This window comes from Streptomyces sp. HB132 (genome assembly GCF_016909575.1).
Taxonomy (GTDB): domain Bacteria; phylum Actinomycetota; class Actinomycetes; order Streptomycetales; family Streptomycetaceae; genus Streptomyces.
This window is the reverse complement of sequence record NZ_JAFBGA010000018.1, coordinates 52,333-73,573: the sequence shown is the minus strand read 5'-3', so window position 1 is coordinate 73,573 and position 21,241 is coordinate 52,333. Positions and strand designations below refer to the sequence as shown.

Here is a 21,241-nt window from a genome sequence, read left to right as displayed (position 1 = left end):
GCTCAGTGACGTGCCCGTCCCACGGCGGGGCGACCGTCCGGGGCGGCAGGCTACTTGCCCCGGAGACCGCCAAGATGGGCGGTGAGCCTCGGCTTCTCGCTCTCGATGCGTTCCAGGATGCTTTCCGCCGTCTCCCTGCGCCGGGTACCGAGCTCGCGGTAGACGAGCCAGAGGCCGGTGCGCGCCTCCTCCCGGCAGCGGTCGCCCAGGCCGGGGTCGCCCAGGGCGACCTCGCCCTCGTCGGATTCGCCCATGACGATCTGCCGGAGGAGTTCCAGGACCATGTCCCTGGCGTCCGCGGACAGCTCACCGAGCAGGCCCGCCAGGAGGACGGAGACTGTGGGCAGCGCGGCGCTGTGCAACTGCCCCTGCACGACCACGACGTTCTCCAGGTCCCAGTAGGCCGCCAGGGCGTCGTCCTCGTCAGCGGCCGCGAGCAGACGGCGCAGCGCCCCGGGCACCCCGCCGGACCGGTCGCCGAGTGTACGGAAGTCCTCCCACCGTATGCGGGCGATCTCCGTCTCGGCCGGCTGACTGCTCAACGGTCTCCTGCCCTCTTCACACGCATCGGTGGGGTCACGCCCCGCCGTGATCCTACGTGGCGTCCGTCGGGAACCGGTTCCGCCGGCACCGGGTCCGGCACTCGCAGCACACCGGGACCTCGGCCCGGTTGCCCGGCCACACGCACCTGGGAGCCGGCCGCTCCCCCGCCCCGCCCGTGTGGGCAGCCCGGCACCGTACCGGTCGCAGCTGCGCGGGACTCCGCCTTCGGATCAGCCCACCAGATCCGGCGCGCGCAGCATCTCGGGCGGGATGCCCCAGGCGTCGACGAGGTCGACTGCGAGGGGCCGGACCTTGCGGCAGAGGTCGTTCACCTCGCGGCTGATCGCCTTGGAACGCTGGACTGTCAGCCGGCCGTGCTCCATGAACCAGGCCCGGTCGGCCTCGATCGTCGACAGCGCGAACAGGTCGCACAGCAACCCGAGCGCGACCTTGTTGCCGCCCTCGGGCAGCGCACGCACCTTGTCGACGAACGCTTCGAGCACAAGCCGCTCGACGTGTGCGTGGGCGACCGCGATGACGTGGTCCTGCACCTGTGAGAAGACGACGCCGGGGCTGCGCTTCTGGTCGACGCCGCGCTTGAGTCTGCGGGCGACGCCGGCGAGCATGTGCTCCTCGCGGTAGCGGAGCATGGCGAGCTGGTACTCCGAGTCGAGCAGGCCGGCTTCCTGGTCCCACTCGTCGCCGCCGGGCAGCAGGTCGCGCACCCGCTCGAGCAGCTTGTGGACGGACGTCTTCTCTATGACCGTCTCGACGGCCAGGCCGGTGACGTATCGAACCGTGCCCAGCTGGTCCAGGTCCTCGAACTCGCTCGCGTAATGGGTGAGCAGCCCCTTGGCCACGAGCTGGAGCAGGACGTGGTTGTCGCCCTCGAAGGTGGTGAAGATGTCGCTGTCGGCCTTGAGCGCGGCGAAGCGGTTGACGCTGAGATATCCGGCGCCGCCGCACGCCTCGCGGCACTCCTGGACGACCCGCGTCGCGTGCCAGGTGCCGAGTGCCTTGGTGCCGGCGGCCCGTGACTCGAGCTGGCGCCGCGCGTACGCGTCGTCCTTGATGCCGGAGAAGACCTCGTGCAGTTGTGTGCGCACCACGTCCTGGGCGAAGTGCAGCGCATACGTACGGGCGATGAGCGGCAACAGCCGACGCTGATGCAGACCGTAGTCGAGCAGCAGTTGCTCCTCCGTCGTGTCCGAGGTCGCTTCGAACTGCCGGCGCCGGACGGCGTACTTCGTCGCGATCGCGAGCGCGATCTTGGCGGCGTTGACACCCGCGCCGCCGACGCTGACCCGGCCCTGCACCAGCGTGCCCAGCATGGTGAAGAAGCGTCGGTCGAGGTTCTCGATCGGACTCTCGTAGACGCCTTCGGTGGTGACGTCTGCGAACCGGTTCAGCAGTGCCTCGCGCGGCACCCGCACGCCGTCGAACCGGATCCGGCCGTTGTCCACGCCGTTGAGGCCCATCTTGCGGCCGTCGTCCTCGATGTGGACGCCGGGCGCCACTTCGCCGTCGGCGCGGATCGGCACGACGAACGCGTGCACGCCCTCGGACTTCCCGCCGACCTCCAGCTGGGCGAAGACGACCGCCAGCTCGCCGTGGCGGGCTGCGTTACCGATGTAGTCCTTGCGCGCCCCGTCGCCGTCGGTGGTGATGACGAACTCCTGGCTGTCGGCGTCGTACCTCGCGAGGGTGCCGAGCGCCTGGACGTTGGAGCCGTGCCCGGTCTCGGTCATCGCGAAGCACCCCATCAGCTGCCCGGTGATCAGGGCCGGCAGATAGGCCTCGTGGTGACGTTCGGTGCCCAGATGCAGGATCGCGCCACCGAAGAGCCCGAACTGCACGCCGACCTTCACCAGGACCGACAGGTCGCCGAAGGCAAGCGTCTCGAAGGCGGCGATCGAGGCCCCGATGTCGCCACCCCCGCCGTACTCGCTCGGAAAACCCATGCCGGTCTGGCCTGTCGCGGCCATCTCGACCACGAGCTCACGCACCCGCTCGCGAAACGAGTCGACGCCGAGTTCCTCGGCGTCATCGAGAACGGAGGCGTACGTCACCAGGTTGGTGCGGACGAGGTCGCGGATATCCGCGTACTCGCCGTCGAGCACCTCGGTCAGTGCCCGGACGTCGACCTCGGGCTGCACGTATCCGCTCGCATCAGTGGCGGTGTTCTCAGTGGCCATGCCATTTCGCTACCCCGCCCGGGGACGATCAAGCGGTTGGAGAGGCCGCTGGGGGATGTTTTCAGGGCATTCGGTCGACATCGGTGGGCGCTCCGACCTCGTGGGCCTTCGTCGGCTGCGACTTCGACCAGGCATGGCACGGCCCGCTGGTGGAGGACTGCTCACCACCGCCCGGCCGGATTCCCCGTACAGCGGCAAGCCCGTCCCGGGCCAGGCCCGGATGATCCGGATGCGGCCCGAGCTCGGCGTCGCCCTGGAAACCTGCCAGGCCGACGTGCGTCCGCTCCCCACCGACGGTGGGTCCCCGGCCCCGGGCGCCGCCCCTTCTGCCGCACCCTCCGAGCACGCCCCGGTGCGGCCGCCGAACAGCCCGGGCACGGGCGCCCGTTGTCTCGCCGGTTCCGGGCCCGCGCATCGCGGGGAGGTGCGGGACGACATCCACGAACCCTGCCACCCTCGAACGCACCCTCGGACGGCGATGCCCGAAGCCGTTCCGACCGGGCGACTCACCTGGCCCCGGGCGGCGGCCGGCGTACCGGATCAGGACCGCGCGCCCCTGCGCTCACTCGCCCATGCCCCGCAGGGTCTGCGCCAGACCACCGTCGATGCGGTCCATGGTGGCGGCGTAGGCCTCCGGCATGTCGACATCGAGCCGGTCGGCGAGCACGAAGACCCACCACAGGCATTCGGCCAGTTTGTGCCGCAGTTCAGCGTCCACATCACCGTCGATGCCCCACGTGCGCTCGGCGGCGAGCACCAGGCGCCCGACGTAGGCGGCGTCATTGGTGAAGCCGACCGCGAGCTCCGGCAGCGTCCATGTCCTGCCCAGTACACGCTGCTCGATCTGCTCGTACCGGGCCCGGACTCTCAGTGCCCTGTCGTCAGCCTCGACGAGTCCGGCCTTGTCCTCACGCTCCGGCGTCTCGCTCATCCCAGTTTCCTTTCGGGTGGTGCTCCGTGTCATCCACGACGCTAGAGGCAGATGCGGACGGTTCCGGTCCTGGTTCGCCCGCGTACGGATCGGATCTGTCGGCGAATGGATGACGTGTCGCGGACGCGGCCGACGACCCGGGGATCTCATACGTCGTCGGCAGACGGGCAATGAGCAGCCTCTCCCGGCCCCGCCCATGCCGACCGCGACGGTGCGAGGGGTGTGGCTGTGTCAGCGGACGAAGGCCTGGGCGGCCAGACCGTTGATGGTGGTGTCGCCCTGCTGGAATCCGACCATGGTCCCGATCATGTTGTGCGGGTAGTCGAGGGCGGGCGTCGTGAGGCCGTCGAGTTCGGCGATCTGCCCTTCGGAGAGGGTGACGTCGAGTGAGGCGAGGTTGGCGACGAGCTGCTCGTGGGTGCGGGCGCCGACGAGCGTCGAGGTGACCTCCGAGCGCTGACGGACCCAGGCCAACGCGGTAGCGGCCACGGTGGTGCCGTGTTCGTCGGCGATGCGGCCCAGGGTGTCGAGGAGGACGAAGGTGGACTCTGTCAGGTGCGGGGCGGCATAGGCGGAGCGCCCGGAGCCGGCCACCTCGGTGGTGGTACGTGAGTACTTGCCGGACAGGACGCCGCTGGCCAGGGGGCTCCAGGGGGTGACGCCGAGGCCGAACCGGCGTGCGGCGCCGAAGGTCTCGCCCTCGACGGTTCGGGCGAGGAGGTTGTACTCGACCTGCAGGGCCGCGATGGGCTCCAAGTCACGCAGCCGGGCGGTGGTGGCCGCCTCCGCGACCCACCATGCGGGCACGTTGGACAGACCGATCGCGTGGATCTTCCCTGCGCGCACCAGATCGGTGAGGGTGGACAGGGTCTCCTCGGCCGGGGTGTGCCGGTCCCACTGGTGCATCCAGTACAGATCGACGTAGTCGGTGTTCAGCCGGCGCAGGGACGCGTCCAGCTGCGCTCGGATCGCCTTGCGTCCCGCTCCGCCGGAGTTGGGGTCGTCGGCGGTCATGCTGCCGCCGAACTTCGTTGCCAGCACCATGCGGTCGCGGGCGCCGGGACGCCGGTCGAGGTAGCGGCCCAGGGTCGCCTCGGAGGCACCCTTGTTGTACATGTTGGCGGTGTCGACGAAGTTGCCGCCGGCCTCGAAGTAGTGGTCCAACAGCGCGAACGACGCCTCGGGGGCGGAGCCCCAGCTGCCGTCGTCGAAGTTCATCGCGCCGAAGGCCAGCGGGCTCACACGCAGACCGGAACGGCCGAGGGTGCGGTACGAAGTGAGAGACATGGCGTTCCTTTGCGAGTGGGTGGTTGTTCCACCGCCAACATTCGCCGCTCACGAGCCGCCGATGAAGGCTGTGCGAGGGTGGGTGTGCCACACCCAGGAACCGAACGCGAAGGCCGCCGTGCTCACGAGCGCCAGCACGTCGGACCCCCGCGATCCCCCTGCGGTACATGTGCGTCCGGCGCAGGCCGTCCGTAGAGTCGTCGCAGACGGGCGTAGAGCCGGGCGGGACCGTGTCCCGCCGGTCCTCGCCGCCTCCCGCCGTTCGCCCCAGTCGACAGGTCGAAGAATGCAGCAGTCACAGAACGGGCTCGGCGCCTTCCTGCGTGCGAATCGTGCGCGCACAGAGCCGGCCGACGTGGGCCTGCCCGCCGGTGGCGGCAGGCGCAGGGTGCAGGGCCTGCGCAGGGAAGAGGTAGCCGTCCTGGCAGGCGTGAGCGCCGACTACTACGCGCGGCTCGAACAGGGGCGTGAGCGTCACCCGTCGCCGCAGGTGGTCGACGCGGTCGGCCGGGCGATGCGGCTCACCCCGGACGCGCGGACCCACCTCTTCCGGCTGGCCGGCCTGCATCCCGCCCTCACTTCGGCTGCGGGCCGCGACGTGGTCCACCCGTCGCTGCTGCACCTGCTGGACGCCTTTCCGGCCGCTGCCGCCTACGTGCTGAGCCCCGCCTTCGACGTCCTCGCGTCGAACGCGGTCGCCGCCGCCCTACTCGCTCCCTTCGAGGGCACCTCCAACATGGTCCGCGTGCTGTTCCAGCACCCCCGCGCACGCGACGTCTTCGTGGAGTGGCCCGCGGTGGCGCGCGCCACGGTGCACGCGCTGCGGCTGCACGCCGGCCTGTTTCCGGACGATCCGGGCATCATCGGTCTCGTGTCCGAGTTGCAGGCCTCATCGGAGTTCCGGCGGCTGTGGCAGGAGAACGAGGTGGAGAACATGACGCGTGCGTTCAAGGTCTTCGTGCTTCCAGGCGTAGGCCGCATCGAGTTGACCTACCAGAACTTCGATGTCCATGACGCCCCCGGACAGCAACTCCTGGTCGGGGTTCCCCAGCCCGGCAGTCCAAGCGCCGCCGCGATCGAGGCTCTCGTGGCACCGGTCGAGCGGGGCTTCCAGTCACCGTCCTCCGCGCACGGCCCGGATCAGGCCCTCGCGGTGGCCGACACCCGGATCACGGACTCCTGAGAGCTGCTCTGCCACCCATGTGTCCTTCCGGCTCTGGGGGGTTGCCGGGGGCACGGGGCGAGGGAACGAGACGTTCCGTCCCAGCCTGTCGAATTCGGCTGTGCTGTGCCGGGATGCCGTACACGGCGCACCGGATCAGGTCGGAGCCGCCCCTCCGTCCCGGGTTCAGCCGAGGCCGCAGCGTTCGAGTGCGGAACGAACCTGGTCGAGCCCCACCGTCCTCCAGTGGTCCCGGTCAGGCATCTGGTCGTCCCGGCGCCAGCGCCAGGCCGAGAACATCGCCCAGTTCAGGGCGCGACACCGGCGGATCAGGCCCTGGTCGACCCCAGCGTAGTGTTCTCCCACTTCTTCGGGTGCGTGGGCGAGGTCGAACTCGACCGGTCCACGGCAGGCCGTGGCGAGGTCCACGAAAAGCGGGCCTCTTCCGGTGTTGAGGAGGTTGCCCGGATGCGGCTCGCCGTGCAGCAACTGGTCACCGGCCCTCGCCGTGCCGACTGCGACGCGCAGTCCACCGAGTGTGTCGCCCAGGAGTTCCCGGTCGGCATCGGGCAGCTCGGGTGACTGCTCCCGGTCGTTCACCTTCCTCAGCGCCGCGGCGACTCGATCGGTGAAGTGTGGTGCGTCCAGATCGATCCGGCGCAGGGCGGCATGGTGCCGCCGGAGCACGTCTGCGTAGACGGCCGGTGCGATTGCCGGTCCCACAGGTTCGTAGTAGGTCCAGAGCGAGATGGCGAAGGCGTCACGCGAGTGGATTCGGGGCTCGACCCGAGGGTCGAGCTCCGCCACCGGAGCCTCGACCTCGGCGAGACGGCGAGCGACCTCTACTTCGAACGCGGAATCAGCCAACTGCCCCGAGGGCGCGACCCGAGCCAGGACGTCGCAAGGGACCAGGCGCAGCGCGACGCGGTCCGAGTTGTTGATGACGATCGCATCGTCGACCTGAAGGCCCAGCGCCGAAACGGTCATTCGTCCTGCGTCAACTGCGCGGCGGAGCTCTGACGGCTCCATACGGTTCTCCCCCGTCGTCGAGTGCACGTACCCATCCGTGGACAACAGCGACGCCCTCGATGTCTTGAAGAGCATCGTTCGGCGTCCGGACGCGAACCAGGTCCCCGTCCCAGCCCGGGTACCGTCGACAAGCATCCGTCAGCTTCCCCGATCAAGGGCGCCCCGAAAACACTTCGCCCGTACTCGCCCCCTCCGGTACGGTCTCGGGGTTCCTACTGCTGGGAGCCCATGAGGTTCGCGCGTGTGGCTTGCCGGGCAGTTCCCGGGCTGAGAGCAGGTTTCGTCATGGCATGTCGTATCAGTGAGCTCGTGCTCGGTTGCCGCGACCCTGAGTTGCTGGCGCGGTTCTGGTGCGAGGTCCTGGACTTCGTTGTGCTCGATCGCGAGGACGACGGCACGCTGGAGATCGGACCGCGCGAAGGTTTCGGTGGTCCGCAGCCGACGATCATCCTCAGCCGCAGGGATGAACCGGAGCCGGGGAAGTCCCGGCTGCACATCGACGTCAACGCCACCGATCGCGATCAGGGCGCCGAGCTCGACCGCCTTCTGAAGCTCGGTGCGCGCCCTGCCGACATCGGACAGACAGGACAGGAGCAGTGGCACGTCCTGACCGACCCCGAAGGCAATGAGTTCTGCCTGCTCAAGGCCCGCCTCAACCCACTCTGATGCTCATCGGTCACAGTCGGCACCTGGGATCGGCAGGGCTCTTCGGGCAGCACGAGGCCCTACGGAAGGAACCTGCCGACCGAGCCCTTTGACCCTGGCCTGGGACATCACCTGGCGGGTTCGCCACCAAGCCGCACGTGGCTGTTGAACAGGGCGGGCCCGCAACCGAAGGACAATCGGCTCCCGTGGAGACCGACCGCCGCCTTTCGATGCGGTGGATCACCGGGAGCGCCGTACGGCCCGACGCGTGATCAACCGGCTCAAAAGCAGGGCAGTGGCCACGAGGTACGACAGGCTCCGTCCGCTGCGAGCCGGCGTTGCGGGTCGCCGCCCGTGACCGAGCGGCAGCGACCAGCAACGCCGCAACGGCCTCAGACGACGTCGAATTCGTTGCCCTCGGGGTCCTGCATGGCGGCGGCGTAGAGCCCCATGTCCGGCTCGTCCTTGATTCGCAGCACGGTGGCACCGGCTCTGACCAGCCGATCCACCGTAGCCGTGACCCGCTGTGTGCGGACGTCCAGTGGGACGTCACGGCCCCCACCCACCTTCAGGTCGAAGTGCCACCGGTTCTTGGCGGCCTTCGGCTCCGGGACCTGCTGGAACCACACCCTCGGTCCACGTCCGGCGGGATCGATGATCGACTCCGGAACATCCCCGGCACCGGCCGGCAAATCCGCCTCGGGCACCCCTGCCGCCGCCCAGTAAGCCCGCCACGTGGCGTGCCCGCCCGGCGGAGGCTCAGGCACGTAGCCCAGGGCACCGGCCCAGAAGGTCACCATGCTCTGCGGGTCGGAGCAGTCGATCGTCAGTTGCATTGTCATCTCCATGCCCGAAGCATCCCAGGCAGGTCTGACATACGGTCCACTGCCACAACTGGCCCCGAAGCGTGTGGCACAGGGCCGCGGGGCGGGCAGTTCTCGTACCGGACCGACCTCATGATGCGGCAGCCCGCGCCTCGGTTCGCCCGCCGGCGGGCCATCGTGTGCCGGCATCCATCGTCTTCGGCCGCTCCTTGCGATCGAGCCTCCCCCGGACGAGGTGTGGGAGCGGTTCGCCTCGTCCTTCGCTCAGCTGAGGCAGGGTCGTCACCGAGAACCGCCCCCGTCTGGTCCTCTACCTGTGACACCACCGAAGCGACACGCGTGACGACGTGGCAGGGCGTCCCGACAAGGGATGCCTCGCCACGTCGTTGGCAGGCGGACGGCGTCCCCTCCAGCGTCGTTCACCGGCCCCACACGTACCCGGGCCGGCTTCTGCGGACAGTAGGTTTGCGCGTCCGTACGCCACCGCCACGCCGTGCCGGGAGGCCGGTCCAGGAAGGACATCGCGACCAGGCGTGACGGACGTACGGGTGAGGTCGACGACCCGGGGCATAAGTGGCGACAGACAATGGGAGGTTGCCATGGATGGCAGAGATCTGGAACTTGGCGAGCTCCTGGCCGCAGCAGAGTCCGCGCCGCCCGGGGAGTCCATCGGCGTAATTGCGCACGATCTACGCAAACGCTTCGGGGCGGACTGCGTGTCGTTCCTGTTCGTCGATCTCATGGAGGAACGACTCGTGCGCCTGACCGCGCCCGCCGAGGGGGAGATGGAGGACGCCGCAGGACCTATCGGCCTGCAAGGCAGCATTTACGACACGGTCCTCCGCACCCAGCGCCAGCACGTGGAACCCGATGGCCAGGGCGGACGGCGCGTGATCTCGCCGGTGAGCAATCGCGGCGACTGCATCGGTGTGCTCGAGGTGACACTGCGGTACGCCGACGACACCGTGCTCGGACAGATCAACGACGCGGCCCACGCGCTGGCTTACATCATCGTCACGGACCGCCGCTTCACCGACCTGTACCACGCCGGCCGACGCACCACGCGGACCAGCCTGGCCGCGGAGATCCAGCACCAGCTGCTCCCCTCGTCCTCCTGCTGCGAGGCTCCCCAGTTCACCCTCGCCGCAGGTCTCGTCCCGGCCGACGACATCGGCGGCGACACCTACGACTACACCCTCGATCGGGACACGCTGCACCTGTCCATCACCGATGCCATGGGCCACGACACCGACTCCGCCCTGTTGGCCACGCTGGTCACCGCGGCACTGCGCGGAGCCCGCCGCACAGGCTGCGACGCACTCCAGCAGGCCCATCACGCCCACGAAGCCCTGCTGAGCCACAGTCGTGGGCTGGCAACCGGACAACTGCTGTGCATCCGTCTCGAAACGGGCACGTGCGAACTGGTCAACGCCGGACATCCCTGGCCTCTACGCCTGCGGGACGGCGCCGCGGAAGCCGAGGAGGTCCAGCTCGCCGTCAACCTGCCGTTCGGCGTCGCGGCGCCCACCTCCTACCAGCTGCAGGAACTTCAGCTGCACCCCGGCGACCGCCTGGTCCTGCTCACTGACGGCATGCAGGAACGCGGAGCCGCAGCTGTCGATCTGGCCTCCATCCTGGTCGACACCCGCGCCTGGCATCCCAGGGAGGTCGTCCGCAGCCTGACCAAAGCGGTACTGGATGCCTGCCGGGGCAACCTCAACGACGACGCCACGGTCCTCGTCCTGGACTGGCACGGCACCAAGGAGCTCACTCCTTGACCGGTGGTGCGCCACACACGACTCCCGCGGTCTCCGCCTTGCGGCCTCCCGCGGAAGACGGCCGGTGCCTCCCCGGTCAGCCGGACTTCGGAGGCTTCTGCGCGTCGAAGGCGAAGACGGTGTTCTTGGCCGCGGCCACGATCACCGCACGGCCCGCAAGGGCCACGCGCGGGCTTGCACCCTGCTCGCCCGTCAGGCCGTCGGCCCGCGGATCCGTCGTCCACAGGGGCTTGCCGTCGGACGGTGACAGGGCGACCACCCGGCCGGTGGCCGAGCTGAAATACAGTGCGTCGGCTCCCGCGACGGGACCGGACGCCCCCTCGACGCCCGTCTGCCGCGACCACTTCGTCCGGCCGGTCGCGGGGTCGAGCGCTGTGACCAGGCCGACCTGTCCGCTCACGTACACGGTGCCGTTCGCCATGCCCGGCGTCCCCGCGTACGTCTTGGCGAATTCGGAGTACGTGACCTTCCGCGAGGCCGGGTCTACGCTCGCCACTCCGTCGTAGCCGGTCAGCGCCGCTCCCTCCATGTGGCTCCGGAGGAGTACGAGCCCGCCGTCGGCGACGCCCATCGGCACGGCGGGGCCGTCAACCGTGATGGGTGTGCCCAGTGCCCCCGAGGTGCGGTCGACCGTGTACAGGGTGGGGTGGCGCACCTCCAGCGCATCCACCTCCGAGTCCGTCGCGCACATCGCGAAGAGCTGAGGGCCCGCCGGGACAGGAGCACACTGCGTGCCCCCGGGGAACGGTGTCGTCCAGTCGACCTCACCGCTGTGCGCGTCCCGGGCCTCGAAGCGGGAGTTGGAGGCGTCGACCGTCACGGCGGCGGAGCCGACCACCACGGCGTCCTGAGAACGTCCCGTGACGGCCATCGACTGGGCGCCTGACGGCACGGACCACAGCTCCCGGCCGTCGCTCGCGTCGATGGCCACCACCTCGCCGGGAGGGTCCTGCGGTGCGTCCTGGGCGGCGAAGCGGTAACCGAGCACCGTGTCGTCGGTGGCACCCACCAGGTGCATGCCCTGAACAGGGACGCCCGGGCTCTTCGCCGTCCAGACCCGCGAGCCGTCCAGTGCCCTGATACGGGTCGCGACGACACCGCCGCCCCCGCAGAACAGCGCATCGCCGCGCGCGACGCAACGCAGCTCGTCGGGGATGTCCTCGTCACCACCCTGCACGGTCTTGCGCCACGGCGTGAAGCCGTCCGGCAGTGTGGCACCAGACGCCGCGACGCTGCTGCCCTTGTCGCCGCCGGTGTGCCCCCCGAGGCCGTCCGCCTTCAGCGCGGCGGCCCCTCCGCCGATCGCTGCCACCGCGACCGCGGCCGCGAGCACAGGGCGCCATCGGCGACGCAGACGGCGGCCGATCCGGGGGCCGGCCCTCCCCGTATCGGGGTCGGCCGATGCGTTGGCCGGGGCAGTCGGCGCAGGGGTGTCCCCCGTCGCGAAGTGATGCTGGGTGATCATGTCGCGGGTGCGCCCCGCTCCGGCCCCGTTCGCGCCGGTCCCACCGAGGTCGGCCGGCAGGTCCCGCAGCAGCACGAGGAGTTCGTCCGCCGAGGGACGTCCTTCGGGCTCCTTGTGCAGGCACGATTCGACGACCTCGCGCAACGCGACCGGCACGGCACCCAGCGACGGCTCGTCGTGCACCACCTGATAGGCCGTCATGTAGGGGCTGTCCGCGTCGAAGGGCCCGTGGCCCGTCGCCGAGTACACCAGCAGGGTCCCCAGAGAGAAGACATCGGACCGCGGCCCCACACCACGCGGCGTCTGCAACTGCTCCGGCGACATGAAGGGCGGCGTCCCGATGACCCGCCCCGTCATCGTCAGCGTCTGCTGGTCCGCGGCACGCGAGATGCCGAAGTCGATGACGCGCGGGCCCTCGGGCGAGAGCACGACGTTCGAGGGCTTGAGGTCACGGTGGACGACCCCGACCCGGTGGATGTCGCACAGCGCCTCCGCCAGCCCGATGGCGAGCCTCCGCAGCTCCGCTCCGTTCAGCGGGCCGTTCGCGGCGATGCGCTGGGCGAGCGTGTGCCCCTCGATGTACGTCGTCGCCATCCACGGCTGCTCGGCCTCCGGGGCGGCGTCGACCACTGCGGCGGTGAACGCGCCGCTCACCCGCCTCGCGGCCGCCACCTCCTGCCGGAAACGGATGCGGAACTCGTCGTCCCCCGCGAACTGCTGGTGGATCAGCTTGATCGCGACAGGCCGCCCCGAGCTCGTACGGGCCAGAAAGACCGTGCCCATGCCACCCGAGCCGAGCCGCGCCTCGAGCGGATAGCCGCCGATCTCGGCTGGATCACCTCCGCGCAGCGACACTCTTCCCGACCTCCCGTCCCCCGTGCACCTCTGCCAACACGGGTTTGCGTACCTGTCCTGCACACAAACTAGCCGCAGGGCAGTACGACGGAGCCAAGCGGGTGACGAACGGGAAGCCCGAAGGGCTGCTCCCGTGCCGCGCGGCACCGAGCCCGGCGCAAGAATCGTGTCGGGGCTTCATCGTTCGCGGGATTGACGCGGGTGGCTTCGTGGCCTCTCAGACATGCATCACCAACAGCGTCGATGCCCTGGACCACAAAGGCCTGACCAGCGCCTACTCGCTTCACCTGGGCCACCCGGGCCGCACGGAACCGCCAGGCGGCTCAACCCCGATCGCTACACAGCTCGCAGCTCCGGTCGAAGGGTGCGCGCCGTGCCCGGGTGTCAGGACGGGCCGCGCGGTCCCGATCGGCGAAGCCGGGCAAGCCCGCCCCGGAAGGCCGTGTGACGCGTTCGGTCGCGCTTCGTCCCGTTGCACGGACCGACGGCGTACCCGCCGTGAGCACCGCATCATCCTCCTGCGGGAGGCGCGAACGACGAAAGTGAACAAGCACCGGTGTGTACGTGCTGGTGGGGAACCGCACACCCTCGCCTTTGGTCGCGTAGGTGCGCGACTTTCCGGGGCTGCTTCGCGCAGGCGGGATCGCGACGATGGTCCAACACGCCAACGAAGGACGCGAGCAGGTGGCGGCCGGGCGGCGCAAGAGACGCGAACAGAGGGAGACACACCGTGGACACCACGCACCTGCAGGCGGCCGAGCGGTTCATCGTGAGCCAGAAGACGACCGTGATGAGCAACCGGTACGTGGTGAGTTCTGCTCGTCCCGACGGGTCGGCCGGTGAGGTCGTCGCGTTCGCCGAGCAGGAGCTGATGGCGTTGAAGGAACAGGTGACCATCTACACCGACGAGTCCCGGCATCACGTCCTGTGCACCTTCGAGGCCGACCAAGCCGTTGACGTCGGCGCCGTCTACACGGTGCGGGACGAGGACGGGAGCCCCATCGGTTCGTTCCGTGAGAAGACCATGGTCTCTCTGCTGCGCTCGACCTGGGTCCTCGAGCAGCCGGGGCTGACGGAGCTCACCGGGCGCGAGCGCAACGCGGCACTCGCTGTGCTGCGCCGGATATGGGACTTCCTGCCGGCCACCGAGTTCGTGCCGTTCGCATGGCCGCGTCACTTCGACTTCGCCGAAGGCGACAAGCGCTGGATGGCGGTCGAGAGGAAGTTCGGGCTGCGCGACCGCTATCTGGTGGACATCACGAGTGCAGGCCTCGACCGCCGCCTCGCCATTGCCCAGGCCGTTGCACTGGACGCCTTGCAGTGACGTCGGCGGAACGGACTCCCGGGCCGCGCCGCCTGCGCAGCGCGATCCCTTCGGTCACAGCTGACTCACACCGTGCCAGGACGCATCGGGGCGCCGTACCTCATGCACCACACCGACCGGCGCGGTCAGCCTTCCCGCCTGGCACGCGGCTGGGACCGGGTCTCCCCCACCGCTGACGGCCACGCCATCGATTTCGCCGCCGGTGTCCGGACCGCTGTATAAGGTCGCCACCGACCGCACTCGGAAGGCTCGCTCATGACCCGCACCACCCCGCCACGCCCCCTGGACGTAGAGGCGGCTTTCCCCGCCCTGGCAGCCCACCGCCGCACGACCACCCGGCTGCACCCCCGTCACGGCCTTCCCGGGGTGGGCGAGAGTTCGGTTGCGGGCCCCCTCCTGTGGCCGGCCGACGAACCGTGGCCGGTGTGCACGGCCGTACACCCGAAAGGCACGGGCCACCTGCTCTCCGACGTGCGGCTGTACCGCCGGATCCAGGAGGACGCCCGGGGGCGTGAGTACACCGAGGAGGAACAGCGGCTGCTCGACGGTATGACCCGGGCAGATCACGTCCCCGGTCTGCATGACGACGCCCCCGTGCCGATGTTGGCCGTTGCCCAGCTGTACGCACGAGAGATTCCGGATCTTGTGGGACCCGAGGGCCAGGACCTCCTGCAGGTCTTCTGGTGCCCCTTCGAGGTCCACGGCGACGACCGCACCATCGACGTCGTCTTGAACTGGCGGCGTTCCGCCGACGTCGGCGCTGTACTCATGCCACAGCCCGAGCCGCCGGTGGCCGGCCGGACGCAGTGCGTGCCGACCACGTGCGTCGTGTTCCCTGAGCAAGTCGTGGAGCACGAGTACCTGGGGCTGTTGGAGGGGGAACTCCAGGAGCAGATCGACGCGTGGGAGGAAGGGCTCCTCGACGAGGAGCAGGAGGACGAAACCGATCCTTCCTCGGCAGCGAGCTACGCGACGTACGAGGAGTACGCGTCGGCGATGGCCGCGGCCCGGGACGCGGAGCCGGAGGAGATCAGTTACATGAGCGATCTGTCGATCGCGCCCGGTTGGAAGGTCGGCGGCTTTGCCTCCTGGCATCTGACCGACCCCGCCCCGGTCGACTGCGGGGTATGCGGAGCGGCGATGCCGCCCCTGCTCACCGTGGACATGTGGGAGTGCGACGGGGCCTCACGCGGTTGGCTTCCGATCGAGGACCGGGACTCGGAGAACGACCCACGCGTCATCGACCCGACCGACGTCTACCTCGGCCGCGGCCTGATGCGTGTGCACACCTGCCCGACCGATCCAGCACACCCGCACCGACTCAGCTTCCAGTAGGCCGCCCGGCTCCTGTCGCATCCGGTGAGTTCCTAAGGGCGCCACGGAGTCCCTGGGCCTGCGCCCAGGGTTCTCCCTCCGTCGTCCGCCTTGGCGGCTTGACGTACTTTCAGGATTCAGTTCCACGGGACCCGCGTGAGTACCGGGCGCTCGTGCCGTCGCGCCCCGCTGCGGCCATCGGGCGTACGCCTTCCACGGCATCGTCACGGCGGCTCCGGCTCCGGCTCCGGAGATGATCCGCCGACGCCGCCTCAACCCGCGAAGGGATCTTCCACCGTCGGCACGTACGGAGACAGCAGAGCTTCCGTGTGGTGGGTGACCCTGCCTCGAAGGAGTCTCAGCACGCGTACGTCGTTCTCGCGGTCCGGTTCCTCGTCGTCGTGAACGTGGAGGAGCCCGTAGGAACCCGGAGCGGACACGGCCACATGCTCGAACAGTCCGACCACATCGGGCGATGAGCGGTGATTGGAAAAGCCGCCGAGGTGGATGAACGGCTCGCCGTTCATCCACCTGAGGTCGAGCAGGTACGGGCTGTCAATCCGGGCGATGTGACGGCGCAGCTCATCGACGATCCGCCGCAAGCGGGGCTCATCATCGTCATCGGCTGCGGTGTCCCTGACGGTGATCCACCCGTGGTACTCAAACATCGCGCGATCGTAGCGAGGGACCCGCTTCACCATGGACGACCGCATACGCGCCCTGCCCGCGCCGGGCCGGTGATGCGCGGCTTCACCGCGATCGAACAACGCAAGTCCTCGGGTGGTGGAAAGCCGCGGTCTCGCCGACGGACCCGGATGACGCTCGTGTACCGCTCGGTTCCCGGCTGCGGTCCGGGCCAACAGTCACACGCTCGGAAGTCCGACCGGCGCGGGCGGCACAGTGGCCCTACGAGAAGCGGCCGGCCTGGGCGAGCAGTTGCTCCGCGTCGTCCACCGGAGGGTAGATCCACAGCGTGTTGATGTCCTGCTTGAGAACTTTTGCCTTCAGGCCGGTCAGCTGCACCGTCCGGTCCCAGCCCGAGGTGGAGACCGCGCCGGCCGGCCCGAGGTCCAGCGTGGTGGTGTAGGGGTCCGGCGCGAAGGGCAGGGGGTCGGTTCCCAAGAGGTCGGCGGCCACGTTGTACCCGGCGAACTTCCCCATGGGCAGCGCGTGCTGACAGCTCTGAAGCGTCGAATGCCCCTCCTCCACGGGTCCGACCGCCGTGTCGCCGGCTGCGTACACGTCAGGAACTCCCGTCACGCGCAGGTACGCGTCCACGGTCAGCCGCCCCAGCCGGTCGCGCTCCCCCGGCACCTGCGCCGTCAGGGGGCTGGCAGCCATGCCGGCTGTCCACACGACGGTCGCTGCCGGGATCACTTCGCCGTCCGAGAGCGTGACCGCCTCAGAACTCGCCGAGGCGACAGTGCGCCCCAGACGCCGCTCGATCTTCAGCTCCTCGACCGCGTCCTCGATCTGGGTGCGGGGGCCGGGACCGAGTTCGGGCCCGAGAACGTCGGCCCGGTCGACCAGGACGACCCGCACGTCCTCACCCGCGCCCTGCACGTCGGCGATCGCGCGCAGCCGGCTGCCGAGGCCGGTGGCGATTTCCAGGCCCGTGAAGCCGGCACCCACCACGACAGCCGTGTACAGGCCGTCGGACGACGAACGCAGGGGCAGTCGCCGCAGGTGGTGATCGAGCGCTGCCGCGGTCGGCATCGTGTCGATGTCGAACACGTTCTGCGCGCCGGGAAAGTCGGGACGTACGAGTTGACTGCCCGTGGCCAGCACGAGCTTGTCGTACGACAGGGTCAGCTCTCCGCCCGCTCGCTCGACGGCCCGGACGGTACGGGCCCGGGTGTCGATGCCGGTCACGGTGGCCGTGAGCCGGTGCACGCCGATCGGGCCGAGGATGCGATCCAGCGGCACCCGCATGCTCTCGGGGTTGTCCTCGTAGAGACGGGGACGCACCACCAGGTCGTCACCACCGCTGACGAGGGTCACCCGCAGGTCTTCACCGGCGCCACCGGCTTCACGGGCCGCTCGCACGACTCCCGCCGCAGTCCATACGCCGGCGAAGCCCCCGCCGATCACCAGAACGTTCTTCATGGTTTCTCCTTCTTCGAGCGTCGAGGGCAGTCACCGCCGCCGGGTGACGAGGCGGGCGCCCCTTCCAGGTCGCCGCCCGCGGTGCCCGGCCGGGGAACACGGCCCTTCCGGCGGGTCGCGGCCTGCCCCAGTAATTCTGGACTTTAGACATCCTGGATATTGAATGTCAAGATTTAGTGACCGAGCCTCGCCGTCGCCGTCGTCGAGGTCGCTGAGGTCACTGAGGTCACTGAGCAAGGCGTGCCTCAGGCCACTTCTCGCCATCGGCGGGTTCAGGACATACAATGTCCGCATTATGCGAATGAGTAAGGGCGTCGAGTGGGCCATCCACACACTGCTCAACCTGGATGCGGTCGGCGGCGGGCCCGTAGGCAGCGGTCAGCTCGCCGACGCCCACGGCCTGCCGGCCCCCTACCTCAACAAGCAGCTGCAGCAGCTCGCGAAGGCCGGCCTCCTGGCCTCCACGCCCGGCCCCCGCGGAGGTTTCCGGCTCGCCAGACCGCTCGAGGACGTCACACTTCTCGACGTCGTGGACGCGATCGAAGGGGACACCGAGCTCTTCCACTGCGCCGAGATCAGGTGCAATGGCAAAATCGGCGAACTCGCCCCGCCGCCCACGGGGGCGTGCGCCGTCAAAGCCGCCATGCACCGTGCCGACCGGGCCTGGCGGCAAGCACTGGCAGCACAGAGCCTCGCGGAGATCCGGGCCGAGCTCAACCACACCCCCTTGTTCGGGAACATCGTCAGGGACGTATTGAACTGAGAGCGGGGCTGGAAGCCGGTGCTGCTCCGCGTAAGTTCGTGGAGGGGCGATGATCGAGCTGTCTTGAGTGGGATGCCCTCGCAGGTCCAGCGGTAGGGCTGGGCCGTGATGTCGTGTCTGATCACGGAGCTCTGAAATCCGTCGATGAGGTCGTCGCGGCTGGCGAAGTCGCCATGCCGTTGGACCCTGCGGGCCAGGGCGGAGAGGAACAGTTCGATCTGGGTTGAGCCCGGAGGCGTGCGGCGGGGTCCAGCGGACGTGCCGGCGCGGGAGTGCGGCCGGCCAGGCCCTGGTGTGCTTGGCGGTGTGGGATGAGCCGTTGTCGAGCACCACGTGGATCTCCCTGTCGAGAGCGGTGGCACGGTCCAGCTGCTCCAGAAACGCGGTGAAGGTCGCCGCGATGTTCCGGGTGATCACCTCGATCAGCACTTCGCCGCTCGTTCACCTCCAGGGCCGCTTACGAGTGAAACGGTGCCGTGGCGCCGGTACTCGCCGCGCCAACCCGCATGACAGATGATCATGGCGGACGGCCGCAGGCCGATGTCAGCGCCTGTGGTCGCAAGCTGCGGCAGGTGGACGGACGCAGGTTGGGGAGGTGGAGAACGTGACCGCCAATGAAAAGGTCACACCGGTCCGCCTCGGCGAGGTTCTCGTGGAGGACTTCACCGACGGGCCCGGCATCGAACAGAGCGATCCCGCAGTTGGGACAGGGGCCTCGTGACCGGGATCGAGGAGGGGAAGAATCGAATCTCGGACGGTCTGTCAGTCATGAACGCGCTTGGACACCTGCTGGGTCAAAGGTTTTCCGAGAGAACTCCGCAGTGGACAGATCTCGGCTTCCCCGTGATCGACCGGGGCAAGTATGCGATCTTCCCGCTCGCGGTGGCCCGGACGCTGGACGACGGCGATTACAGACGGGGCGATCGCCTGTCGGACATGAGGCGCAGTCTGCAGCGCAGCTGCGTCCACTTCTTCGGGGGCGACGATTTCCATGCGGAGATGGAACTCGATACCGAGGACGGGTACGGCCGGAAGCTCGCCGATGCCGGAGCCGTCGTCACCGGACCGCCTTGGGAATGCTTGTGGTGCATCCAGCGCTTTGCCGTGGTGCTCGTGCACTCGGTCGATCAACAACGCATCTGGGAAACCCTGGCCCTCCACGTCGTCCCGATGGACTGGGTTCGGTACAGCCCACTCAATGCGGGAACCAAACGCGAAGCATCACGCTACCGGCGGATCATCAGGGAACGGGACGCCGCCCATGTGGTTTGGTCGTGGCCGCTTTCGGTTCCGGACGAATGAAGTCGGGTAAGGGGATCCCGGCTCTTCCTCCGATGCCGCGCGGGTGAATTACGAGGCTCAGGCCGGCCTCGCTCCGGCGGGCCCGCCCACCACCGTGAGCAGGTCCACGACGAAGATCAGTGTCGAGCCTGCCGGGATCAACGGAGAGGGTGACTGCCTGCCGTAACCGAGACGCGGGGGAACGATGATCTCGCGCCGGCCGCCGACCTTCATCCCCCTCACTCCCCGGTCCCAGCCCTTGATGACCTTGCCACCACCCACGGCGAACTTGAAGGGTCGGCCCCGCTCCCAGGAGGAGTCGAACTCCCTTCCGGACGCGAACGTGACCCCTACATAATGAACCTGCACGACCCTGCCAGGCTGCGCCTCGGGTCCCTCCCCCACCACGAGGTCCCGGATCGTCAGCTCGGTGGGCACGTCACCCTCCGGGACCTCGATTCCGGGCTTCGCCAGTTCGCTCATCACAGTCCCGTCGCTCGCCACCGGAATCCCTCGCACGGGCCGACCGGGCACATGGACATTCCATGCGGCATGGCGATCACGCTACGGCAATGCCCGTGCCCGAGGTGCAGCCCATGCCACGGAGACGGGTCAAGTCCGCGATGCGAAATGGAGCCATGCTCAGTGGCCGGCTGGATCGGTGGACATCCGCCCACGGACCCATCGCACCAGGTCGCCGAGGCGGAGACGTCGGGCTTGACGGAGAGCTTCTTCCCCGGCGGAAGGAACGGAGTGAGCTCCTTGGTGTCGAACCGTACGCCGCAGAGGGTGCCTGGCACGGAATGGCCCCTGTTCTCCTCGTCGGCGTCGCCGCATCCTGTGACCTAGCAACTCACCGTCGGGTCGGGCTTCGTCGACCGAGCCGAAGAAGTCCGGCGCGGGACGCGGCCTGTTCGGCCACCCTCTTACTCGTCGCTCGTCACGGGAACCCCGTCCCAGGGAGGTGCGTTGACAGGGGTTGCGGGGAGGTGCGAGGGGAGTAGGACTGTGGTGCAGGGACACTCGCGGCATCCTTGGCGGCTGCTACTGGTCGAGGACGACAGGGAGCTGGTCGACATGCTCTCCGACATACTGCGGGCCGAGGGGTACGCGGTCGACGTCGCGACCGACGGCCAGCGAGGTCTGCACCTCGGCCTCTCCCGCGAGTACGACGTGCTCGTCGTCGACCGGCGCCTGCCGGCTCTCGACGGCCTCGACCTGGTGAGCCGATTACGGTCCCGCGCCGTCCGGACGCCCGTATTGCTGCTGACCGCGATGGGCACGGTGCACGACCGGGTCTACGGGCTCGACGCCGGCGCCGACGACTACCTCGCCAAGCCATTCTCTCTGGACGAACTGAGCGCCCGATTAAGGGCGTTGTGCCGACGGGCGCTGGAGTCCACGGATGTGCTCAAGATCGGATCGGGACAGCTGCACGTCGGACGGAGGGAAGTCGAGCTCGCCAGCGGCGAGCAGATCGCCCTAGCGGCACGGGAGTTCGCCCTGTTGTGGGCGCTCGCCTCGCGTCCGGAGGCGGTGCACTCGCGGGCGGAGTTGCGGCGGCTGGTGTTCCAGGAGGCTCCCGCGTCGTCCATCGTGGACACCTACGTCTACTATCTGCGCCGCAAGCTCGGCCGGCAGGTCGTGCGCACGGTCCGCGGTCTCGGTTACCGCCTGGGCGCCCTGTGAGGCCGCCGACTGCCACCGAGTGGGCGGCGGTGCGCCGGGCGCGGTTACGG

The 21,241-nt window shown here is 69.2% G+C and carries 18 protein-coding genes and 1 pseudogene; 8 read left to right on the top strand and 11 right to left on the bottom strand.

The genetic code is table 11. The annotated features are described in order from the left end of the window. Positions 1–50: 50 nt before the first annotated feature. The 4 genes from JOC24_RS28845 to JOC24_RS28830 form a co-directional block, all read right to left on the bottom strand. Positions 51–542: a hypothetical protein gene (locus tag JOC24_RS28845; RefSeq protein WP_205023350.1), complete on the bottom strand. Its 492-nt coding sequence runs from the start codon at positions 540–542 to the stop codon at positions 51–53. Between the two features lie 231 nt (positions 543–773). Then, complete coding sequence (locus JOC24_RS28840) at positions 774–2,738, bottom strand: acyl-CoA dehydrogenase family protein (protein ID WP_205023349.1); 1,965 nt, start codon at positions 2,736–2,738, stop codon at positions 774–776. Positions 2,739–3,300: 562 nt separating this feature from the next. Further along, positions 3,301–3,669, bottom strand: a complete 369-nt coding sequence (locus JOC24_RS28835) for a nucleoside triphosphate pyrophosphohydrolase family protein (protein WP_205023348.1) — start codon at positions 3,667–3,669, stop codon at positions 3,301–3,303. 231 nt (positions 3,670–3,900) lie between these two features. After that, positions 3,901–4,956 (bottom strand): aldo/keto reductase, encoded by a 1,056-nt coding sequence (locus JOC24_RS28830; RefSeq protein ID WP_205023347.1) that lies wholly within the window; start codon positions 4,954–4,956, stop codon positions 3,901–3,903. 286 nt (positions 4,957–5,242) lie between these two features. Here JOC24_RS28830 and JOC24_RS28825 point away from each other — a divergent pair, with 286 nt between their 5' ends. After that, positions 5,243–6,139, top strand: a complete 897-nt coding sequence (locus tag JOC24_RS28825; RefSeq protein WP_205023346.1) for a helix-turn-helix transcriptional regulator — start codon at positions 5,243–5,245, stop codon at positions 6,137–6,139. 165 nt (positions 6,140–6,304) lie between these two features. On the opposite strand, the gene JOC24_RS28820 is transcribed toward JOC24_RS28825, so the two are convergent. After that, positions 6,305–7,147 (bottom strand): phosphotransferase, encoded by an 843-nt coding sequence (locus JOC24_RS28820; protein WP_205023345.1) that lies wholly within the window; start codon positions 7,145–7,147, stop codon positions 6,305–6,307. A gap of 285 nt (positions 7,148–7,432) precedes the next feature. On the opposite strand from JOC24_RS28820, the gene JOC24_RS28815 reads away from it, so the two are divergent. Then, positions 7,433–7,813 (top strand): VOC family protein, encoded by a 381-nt coding sequence (locus tag JOC24_RS28815; RefSeq protein ID WP_205023344.1) that lies wholly within the window; start codon positions 7,433–7,435, stop codon positions 7,811–7,813. Between the two features lie 371 nt (positions 7,814–8,184). Here JOC24_RS28815 and JOC24_RS28810 read toward each other — a convergent pair whose 3' ends face one another. Continuing rightward, the gene (locus JOC24_RS28810) at positions 8,185–8,640 is read right to left on the bottom strand and encodes a VOC family protein (RefSeq protein ID WP_205023343.1); all 456 of its coding nucleotides are present in this window, start codon (positions 8,638–8,640) and stop codon (positions 8,185–8,187) included. 575 nt (positions 8,641–9,215) lie between these two features. Between JOC24_RS28810 and JOC24_RS28805 the strand changes: the two genes are divergently transcribed. Next, the gene (locus tag JOC24_RS28805; RefSeq protein ID WP_205023342.1) at positions 9,216–10,394 is read left to right on the top strand and encodes a PP2C family protein-serine/threonine phosphatase; all 1,179 of its coding nucleotides are present in this window, start codon (positions 9,216–9,218) and stop codon (positions 10,392–10,394) included. A 76-nt stretch (positions 10,395–10,470) separates the two neighbouring features. Here JOC24_RS28805 and JOC24_RS28800 read toward each other — a convergent pair whose 3' ends face one another. Further along, positions 10,471–12,714 (bottom strand): serine/threonine-protein kinase, encoded by a 2,244-nt coding sequence (locus tag JOC24_RS28800; protein ID WP_205023341.1) that lies wholly within the window; start codon positions 12,712–12,714, stop codon positions 10,471–10,473. 730 nt (positions 12,715–13,444) lie between these two features. Here JOC24_RS28800 and JOC24_RS28795 point away from each other — a divergent pair. Continuing rightward, positions 13,445–14,038, top strand: a complete 594-nt coding sequence (locus JOC24_RS28795; RefSeq protein ID WP_307792772.1) for an LURP-one-related/scramblase family protein — start codon at positions 13,445–13,447, stop codon at positions 14,036–14,038. Positions 14,039–14,293: 255 nt separating this feature from the next. Continuing rightward, positions 14,294–15,373 carry a hypothetical protein gene (locus JOC24_RS28790; RefSeq protein ID WP_205023340.1) on the top strand — a complete coding sequence of 360 codons (1,080 nt, stop codon included), beginning with the start codon at positions 14,294–14,296 and terminating at the stop codon, positions 15,371–15,373. 251 nt (positions 15,374–15,624) lie between these two features. Here JOC24_RS28790 and JOC24_RS28785 read toward each other — a convergent pair whose 3' ends face one another. Together JOC24_RS28785 and JOC24_RS28780 are read right to left on the bottom strand one after the other, a co-directional pair. Further along, on the bottom strand, positions 15,625–16,020 hold the full coding sequence (locus tag JOC24_RS28785; protein ID WP_205023395.1) for an Imm7 family immunity protein: 396 nt from the start codon (positions 16,018–16,020) through the stop codon (positions 15,625–15,627). Between the two features lie 238 nt (positions 16,021–16,258). Next, positions 16,259–17,458 carry an NAD(P)/FAD-dependent oxidoreductase gene (locus JOC24_RS28780; protein ID WP_205023339.1) on the bottom strand — a complete coding sequence of 400 codons (1,200 nt, stop codon included), beginning with the start codon at positions 17,456–17,458 and terminating at the stop codon, positions 16,259–16,261. 295 nt (positions 17,459–17,753) lie between these two features. Between JOC24_RS28780 and JOC24_RS28775 the strand changes: the two genes are divergently transcribed. Next, complete coding sequence (locus JOC24_RS28775; protein WP_205023338.1) at positions 17,754–18,221, top strand: RrF2 family transcriptional regulator; 468 nt, start codon at positions 17,754–17,756, stop codon at positions 18,219–18,221. Between the two features lie 228 nt (positions 18,222–18,449). Here the strand turns inward: JOC24_RS28775 and JOC24_RS34285 are convergent. Continuing rightward, a pseudogene (locus JOC24_RS34285) lies at positions 18,450–18,638 on the bottom strand (transposase); the annotation flags it as partial. A gap of 300 nt (positions 18,639–18,938) precedes the next feature. Here JOC24_RS34285 and JOC24_RS28765 point away from each other — a divergent pair. After that, a complete protein-coding gene (locus JOC24_RS28765; RefSeq protein ID WP_205023337.1) occupies positions 18,939–19,523 on the top strand; it encodes a hypothetical protein in 585 nt (194 codons plus the stop codon). Positions 19,524–19,580: 57 nt separating this feature from the next. Here JOC24_RS28765 and JOC24_RS28760 read toward each other — a convergent pair whose 3' ends face one another. After that, positions 19,581–19,985: an FKBP-type peptidyl-prolyl cis-trans isomerase gene (locus tag JOC24_RS28760; RefSeq protein ID WP_275588617.1), complete on the bottom strand. Its 405-nt coding sequence runs from the start codon at positions 19,983–19,985 to the stop codon at positions 19,581–19,583. A 525-nt stretch (positions 19,986–20,510) separates the two neighbouring features. Here JOC24_RS28760 and JOC24_RS28755 point away from each other — a divergent pair. After that, on the top strand, positions 20,511–21,191 hold the full coding sequence (locus JOC24_RS28755; RefSeq protein ID WP_205023336.1) for a response regulator transcription factor: 681 nt from the start codon (positions 20,511–20,513) through the stop codon (positions 21,189–21,191). Positions 21,192–21,241 lie beyond the last annotated feature (50 nt).